Source organism: Streptomyces sp. 2A115, assembly GCF_052245575.1.
Classification (GTDB): Bacteria; Actinomycetota; Actinomycetes; order Streptomycetales; family Streptomycetaceae; genus Streptomyces.
This window is the reverse complement of the sequence record NZ_JBQQCG010000058.1, coordinates 67,768-74,096: the sequence shown is the minus strand read 5'-3', so window position 1 is coordinate 74,096 and position 6,329 is coordinate 67,768. Positions and strand designations below refer to the sequence as shown.

Genomic DNA, 6,329 nt, shown 5'->3' with positions numbered 1-6,329 from the left:
CGCTCGGCCAGCCGCATCACCGGGACCAGTCCGGCATGCGCGATCAGATTCGGGTCGTCGAACGCAGCGGAGACCGCCGCCGGAGTATGGGAAACTTTCATCTACGAGGTGCCTTGCTGATTGTGCGGGCTGGAAGCGTCAGAACTCCCATCATCGCAGGTCAGCAGGCACCTCTTCTTGATTCCTTATCCACAGGACGCGGGGCACTCGGTGGATCGAGGCTTAGGCCGCCGGGTGGCCAGCGGGCTGGCCGCGCTGTCGGCAGCGGCGTGGTTCGACTTCTTCCTTACTCGCCCCTACCAGCGGTTCACCATCTCCTCCGGCGACGACTTCACCACCCTCCTGCTGCTGGCGGTGGGCGTGTCCGTGTCCCAACTGGCGGCCCACGCCTGTACGTTGAAGCTGTCACCGTCACCGACGCGTCACATCTGGCGCGGATCCACGAAACGGCCTTCCTGGTTCAGGCCGGTGCCTCGCCGTATGCCGTGGTGGACCAGGTGCGGCAGCAACTCGTCGAGATCCTGGGACTGCGCGCCTGCCGCTTCGAGCACGGCACGCTGCTCGGCCGACAGTCCCGCCTGGAGCAGGACGGTCGCTGACCGTCGGGCGCGCCCTGGCCAGTTGGTGGTTGCCTTCGCCCTGTGCTGGCAGGTGCTCTTCATGCTGATGCTCAGCGACCCCGGCACCCGCCAGTGGGGGACCCTGACCGGCAGCGCGCTTCTGCCAAGCGGCCTCATCGTGATGATGGTGAGCCAGCGCACGGGTGGTAATCGGCAGGGCAGTGGCACGCCCTAAAGGGGGTATCCCGTTAGAGCTTGCCCGCTCGATCATGCGACTGTCTGATTCTGCGCTCGTCCTCATTCGAATCCTGCCGGAAGACGGCTTGGCGCGGGTCGCCCGATGCCCCCGCCCGCCACCGTCACGGAGTTCACCCGGGACGCATCCACAGCGTGGGAGTGTCACGCCGCTGAAGCATCTACGAGCGCACTTCGACTGTGAGGACCCCGGCACGATCGGTGGGCGCGCCCGGCAGCAGAACTGATCGGGACTGCGGTGCTGGTATCGACCGGCCCGCGTCATGGCACACCGCCGACCGGCACCCGCAACTTCAGGCGATCACGCCCCACGTCGGCCGATGACGTTATGGATGCTCGGCGATTGTCACCCACCCACAGTTAGCGAAGGGGGTGGGGCGGGAGGGCGTCGGAGGCGACGCGATCGGCCTTGGCTGCGTCGGCGAGGGCCGCGGCTGCGGCTTCCGCTGCCTGAGCTGTGTCGTCGGCGGCTTGGGCGGCCGTGTCGTCCGAGGGCTTCTCACGGGTGGCCGGCGACTGCGGCAGCGCCTCGCTGAAGGCGCGTGACACGCCCTGGAGCGCGGAGGTGACCTCGCTGGGGATCACCCAGAAGGTGCTGCCCGAGCCTTGCGCGAGCTGGGGCAGCATCTGGAGGTACTCGTAGGCGAGCAGCTTGGGGTCGGGGTCGTTGCGGTGCACGGCCTGGAACACCTCGTCGATGGCCAGGGACCGGCCTTCGGCCTGGAGGATCGCAGCGGTACGGTTACCCTCTGCGCGCAGGACAGCGGCCTGCTTGTCGCCTTCGGCGGTGAGGATCTGCGACTGACGTTGCCCCTCCGCTCCGAGAATCGCGGCCCGCTTGTCCCGCTCGGCCCGCATCTGCTTCTGCATCGCGTCCTTGATGGACTGCGGGGGGTCGATGGCCTTGATCTCCACCCGGTTGACCCTCAGCCCCCACTTGCCGGTGGCCTCGTCCAGCACGCCACGGAGCTGGCTGTTGATGGTGTCCCGTGAGGTGAGGGTCTTTTCCAGGTCCATGGATCCCACGACGTTGCGCAGCGTGGTGACGGTGAGCTGCTCGACCGCCTGAAGGAAATTCGCGATTTCGTAGAAAGCCGCTCGCGGGTCGGTGACTTGGAAGTACAGCACCGTGTCGATCTCGACGACCAGATTGTCCTCGGTGATGACCGGCTGCGGTTTGAAGGAGACGACCTGTTCCCGCAGGTCGATCACCGAGTGAACGCGGTCGATGTAAGGAATGACGAGGCTGAGGCCGGGGGTCAAAGTCCGGTGGTAGCGGCCGAGCCGCTCGACATTACGAGCGCGCGCCTGTGGCACGATACGGACCGCCCGCACCACGGTGAAAACCGCGATGAGCGCGACGATCAGGCCGGCAATGAGGAACGCCGAGGTTTCCATGGTTTCAGTCCCGGGGGTAGACGATCGCGGTGGCGCCGCTTATCTCCATGACGTCGACGGTCTTTCCAGCGGGAATCACCAGCGTCTCGTCATAGGCGCGGGCCGTCCATTCCTCACCGTCGATACGGACCCTGCCGCCCAGGCCCGTCACCTCTGAGACGACATAGGCAGGCCTGCCGACCAGTGCGTCTATACCGAACCGCTCCGCTTGGGGCTGGAGGACGTGGCGCAGCGCAATGGGGCGCACGAACAGCACGGTGACTGTAGCGACGACGGTGAACACCAAGAACTGCAACGGCAGTGGCAGCCCGACCGCGGCGGACCCCGCCGTGACCAACGCGGCCGCACTCAGCATTCCGAGCGCAGCAGTAAGGGTGAAGATCTCCGCCGCAGCCAACACGGCTGCGATGATCAACCAGATCAGCCATGGATCCATTGCGTGCCCCTTCTGACCGGTGCGGGTGCGAAGGGCTTGACTCTCACTATTGGACCCCGCTGCGGGACAGCCGCGGTACCCCTGGGATATGGAAACCTCGCCGAACGAGCGGGGGCGTACTAGCGCAACGCACCGTAAGCGACCACTTCACACCTTTACACTAGCTTTACCCACACGGAGAAGATCACTCATTTCGTGCAGACGAGTCGATCTCCAAGTAGGACGCGAGGAAGGCCGACGGCCCCGGGACTCGAGCCTGCAACTGACACCCCTACGTCTCAGGCTGAAAGAGCGACCGGATCACCAGCTCACCCACACCGACAGACTTCGCCCGTTCCCATCTGCGCAGAGAATCAGCCGCCGAGGAAGATCACCTCTCGGTCTGAGGGAAGTCCGCAGGTGGGGGGAACGTCCAGGCTGGGTGCCCTCAACGACCTGCGGCTCGCGATCGACTCCCGGCTCGACGTCGCCGACGAGGAGGACACCGACCTCTTCTACCGGCTGCCGGACGACGATCCGCGCAAGCCGATAGTGAGGGCGCATCTCTGGCTGGGCGGGCTCCAGGAGACGGTCGCCGAAACACTCATGCCGTGCCCCGAGGACCCCGAGTGGCCATGACCGTCCGAACCTTGCCTACTGACGTGTCAAGCCGTTTTCAGGTTGCGTTATCTCAGCAGGCGCTCAAATCCGGATAACGATCCCATCAACGCCCCTGGCGTTTTGTACCCCAGGGGCGTTTTTTCGTGATCCGAGTCACCCAAGACATGGCAAAGGCCGTGGTAAGACTTCCCAACTCCATTGCGGCGGCGCCCCCAGCCGTGCCAGGAGAGTCGGCCACCCCGCCGACGCGCACGACACGGCACCCCACATCGCCGCACCATGCCACACGTCCCCCCGCGCCTCGAGGTAGTCAGATGTCGCTCGACTCCATCACGCAACACATTGACGACGCCGTCAGTGATTTCTTCGAACCTGTCGCTGAGAAAGTCGGCGACGTCGTCTTCTACGCCGTTCCTGTGGGCGACACCGAACTCCCGCTCATCGTCGCCTGGCTCGTCGTCGCGGGTCTGATCTTCACCACCTGGTTCGGGCTCATCCAGGTACGCAAGTTCTTCCTCGCCACCAAGGTGGTGCGCGGCAAGTACGACGAAGAGGGCGCACCCGGCGAGGTCAACCACTTCCAGGCGCTGACCGCCGCCGTCTCCGGCACCGTAGGCCTCGGCAACATCGCCGGTGTCGGAGTCGCCGTCTCCATCGGTGGCGCCGGCGCCACATTCTGGATGATCCTCTGCGGTCTCCTCGGCATGGCGACCAAGTTCGTCGAGGTCACCCTCGGTGTCAGGTACCGGGAAGAGCACGCGGACGGCACCGTCTCCGGCGGCCCGATGCACTACCTGCCCAAGGGCCTCGCCGAGCGGTTCGGCAAGGGCGGCGCCAAGCTCGGCAAGGTGCTCGCCGTCCTCGCCTCGATCATGATCCTCTTCTTCGGCCTGTTCGGCGGCAACCTGCTCCAGGTCAACCAGAGCTACGCGCAGATCGCCTCCACCGCCGGCGGCGAGGACGGCTTCATGGCCTCCTCCGCCGGTGCGGTCCTCTTCGGCCTGGTGATTGCCGTCCTCGTCGGCCTCGTGCTGCTCGGCGGCATCCGCTCCATCGCCTCGGTCACCAGCCGGCTCGTCCCGGCGATGGCCGGCCTGTACATCGTGGCCTGCCTCGTCGTCATCCTGACGAACGTCACCGCGGTGCCCGACGCGATCGAGACCATCTTCACGGGCGCATTCGAGGCCGACGGCGTCACGGGCGGTGTGATCGGCGCCCTGATCGTCGGCTTCCAGCGTGCCGCCTTCTCCAACGAGGCCGGTCTGGGCTCCGCCCCGATCGCCCACTCCGCGGTCAAGACCAAGCACCCCGCGAGTGAGGGCCTGGTCGCCCTGCTCGAGCCGTTCATCGACACGGTCGTCATCTGCACCATGACCGCGCTGACCATCATCATCGCCAACCCGGCCAGCTGGGCCGAGGCCCGCGCGGGCGAGAGCATCGGCGGCGTCACCATCACCTCCGACGCCTTCGGGACCGTACTGCCCTGGTTCCCCGACGTACTGACCGTCGCGGTGCTGCTGTTCGCCTTCTCCACGATCCTGACCTGGGGCTACTACGGCCTCAAGGCCTGGTCGTACCTCTTCGGGAAGAGCAAGACCAGCGAGAACGTCTTCAAGGTCACCTGGAGTCTGTTCGTCGTCCTGGGCTCGCTGCTCTCCCTCGACTCGCTGATCAGCCTGGCCGACTCGGCACTCTTCCTGCTGTCGGTGTTCAACATCATCGGCCTCTACCTGCTGGCCCCCGTCGTCAAGAAGGAGCTCGATTCCTTCCTGAACTTCGTCCGGGGCCGGGCCGCGCGGGCCGCCGTGGGCGGCGCGGACCCCGAGGACGAGCGGGAGACCGCCAAGGTCGTCTGACTCCCGCACCGGCCGTTTCGGCATATGGGCCGCCTTATACCACCCGCGGTATAAGGCGGCCCTTCTGCTTCTCCTGACCGACATGCTGACCATCACACAGGCCCTCGTCGACCAGATCGTCGCATCCGCAGCGACTCAGCGGGCGCGGCTGCGATATTGGCCGCCAGGGACACCGCGCTCCCCAAAGGAAAGGCCGGCCACACCGCATAACGCGCCCGACGTCCGCCCCGGCCCGACGGTTTCAGCAGGCCGACCGTCGCCAGCAGCAGCAACCCGTCAACCGAAAGCGGCCACAAGGAAGCGCTCACCTCATCCGCGCCGCCCTGCAGGGCGAACTCCCGCTGATGGACGTACGAGGCATACGCCGCCACCCCTGCCACCACCAGCGCACAGCCGCATCGCAGCCAGCCATCAAGATCAGGCGACTCGCCCCTCGCCGCCCGGCGCGGACCTTCCCTCGCGACCGACCCCACATCTGAGCCGCCCATCACACCGACTCATCCCACGCCGCAGGACGAAACCGCCCCTCCACCACAAGCCGCCCAAGAAGAAACCGCTGGTCAGCACTGCAACCATCTGCATGGGGCCCCGCCTTCGGATCACTGCCGCCGAACCTCCACGCGGCCGAGTGCTCGCCCTAGTCAGGGAGGACGCCCTGAGAGGACAGATGAGCCGAGCCCCGGATGACATCCACCTGCTCCGGCTCTCCTCCACATGGCCCGCGACCGCGACGACCGCACCCCCGGCCAGAACCAGCGCGGTCGCAGCGCGGACCAGCACCTTGCGCAGGGTCCAGGCGGCGGCCGCGAACAGCGCCCAGGCGATGCCGTTCCAGAGCAGGATGCGGCCGCGGTCGTCGAGCATGCCCTCGGTGCGGACAGCGATGACGACGGATGCGGTGAGTCCGGCGAGCAGCACGGCGGTGGCGACGGTTCGGATGCGGATTTCCACACCGTCACCGTGACAGTCCGGGATCCCCGAGATGTCACGCCCGGCTGGATGTCCGAGTTCCGTAATGTGCCGAGTTCCTTAGGTGTTGGCGCCTCTGCCCGGCGCCTGTCGCGCGGTTCCTGGAGGCACGAGAGCCGGCCTCCGTGTCCGCCAGTGCGGGTGAGGACCGGCTCCCCGTACGGCCACGGTGATCGGCCACTTGCTCGGCCACTTGCTCGGCCTGGCCGTCGTAGTGGTCTTCGTGACCGGTGTGGTCGCGCGGAAGCGGCTCAG

At 66.6% G+C, this 6,329-nt stretch carries 7 protein-coding genes and 2 pseudogenes; 4 read left to right on the top strand and 5 right to left on the bottom strand.

Annotated features, from left to right (window positions below; genetic code table 11):
• Positions 1-210: 210 nt before the first annotated feature.
• Positions 211-330 (top strand): annotated as a pseudogene (locus tag ACTWQR_RS37450) (DUF4118 domain-containing protein); the annotation flags it as partial.
• 92 nt (positions 331-422) lie between these two features.
• On the opposite strand, the gene ACTWQR_RS37445 reads toward ACTWQR_RS37450, so the two are convergent.
• Positions 423-662 carry a hypothetical protein gene (locus ACTWQR_RS37445; RefSeq protein WP_443231697.1) on the bottom strand — a complete coding sequence of 80 codons (240 nt, stop codon included), beginning with the start codon at positions 660-662 and terminating at the stop codon, positions 423-425.
• Here ACTWQR_RS37445 and ACTWQR_RS37440 point away from each other — a divergent pair.
• A complete protein-coding gene (locus ACTWQR_RS37440) occupies positions 661-795 on the top strand; it encodes a hypothetical protein (RefSeq protein ID WP_443231696.1) in 135 nt (44 codons plus the stop codon). The two genes, ACTWQR_RS37445 and ACTWQR_RS37440, sit on opposite strands and share 2 nt — an antisense overlap.
• A gap of 380 nt (positions 796-1,175) precedes the next feature.
• Here ACTWQR_RS37440 and ACTWQR_RS37435 read toward each other — a convergent pair whose 3' ends face one another.
• On the bottom strand, positions 1,176-2,213 hold the full coding sequence (locus ACTWQR_RS37435; RefSeq protein ID WP_443231691.1) for an SPFH domain-containing protein: 1,038 nt from the start codon (positions 2,211-2,213) through the stop codon (positions 1,176-1,178).
• 4 nt (positions 2,214-2,217) lie between these two features.
• Positions 2,218-2,649, bottom strand: a complete 432-nt coding sequence (locus ACTWQR_RS37430) for an NfeD family protein (RefSeq protein ID WP_443231690.1) — start codon at positions 2,647-2,649, stop codon at positions 2,218-2,220.
• 417 nt (positions 2,650-3,066) lie between these two features.
• On the opposite strand from ACTWQR_RS37430, the pseudogene ACTWQR_RS37425 reads away from it, so the two are divergent.
• Both ACTWQR_RS37425 and ACTWQR_RS37420 read left to right on the top strand, forming a co-directional pair.
• A pseudogene (locus ACTWQR_RS37425) lies at positions 3,067-3,267 on the top strand (DUF2017 family protein); the annotation flags it as partial.
• A 296-nt stretch (positions 3,268-3,563) separates the two neighbouring features.
• Positions 3,564-5,105, top strand: a complete 1,542-nt coding sequence (locus ACTWQR_RS37420; RefSeq protein WP_443231689.1) for an alanine/glycine:cation symporter family protein — start codon at positions 3,564-3,566, stop codon at positions 5,103-5,105.
• A gap of 92 nt (positions 5,106-5,197) precedes the next feature.
• On the opposite strand, the gene ACTWQR_RS37415 is transcribed toward ACTWQR_RS37420, so the two are convergent.
• Positions 5,198-5,593, bottom strand: a complete 396-nt coding sequence (locus tag ACTWQR_RS37415; protein WP_443231688.1) for a DUF2637 domain-containing protein — start codon at positions 5,591-5,593, stop codon at positions 5,198-5,200.
• A complete protein-coding gene (locus ACTWQR_RS37410) occupies positions 5,523-6,056 on the bottom strand; it encodes a hypothetical protein (protein WP_443231695.1) in 534 nt (177 codons plus the stop codon). Before ACTWQR_RS37410 ends, ACTWQR_RS37415 begins: the two co-directional genes overlap by 71 nt.
• Positions 6,057-6,329: the final 273 nt, after the last annotated feature.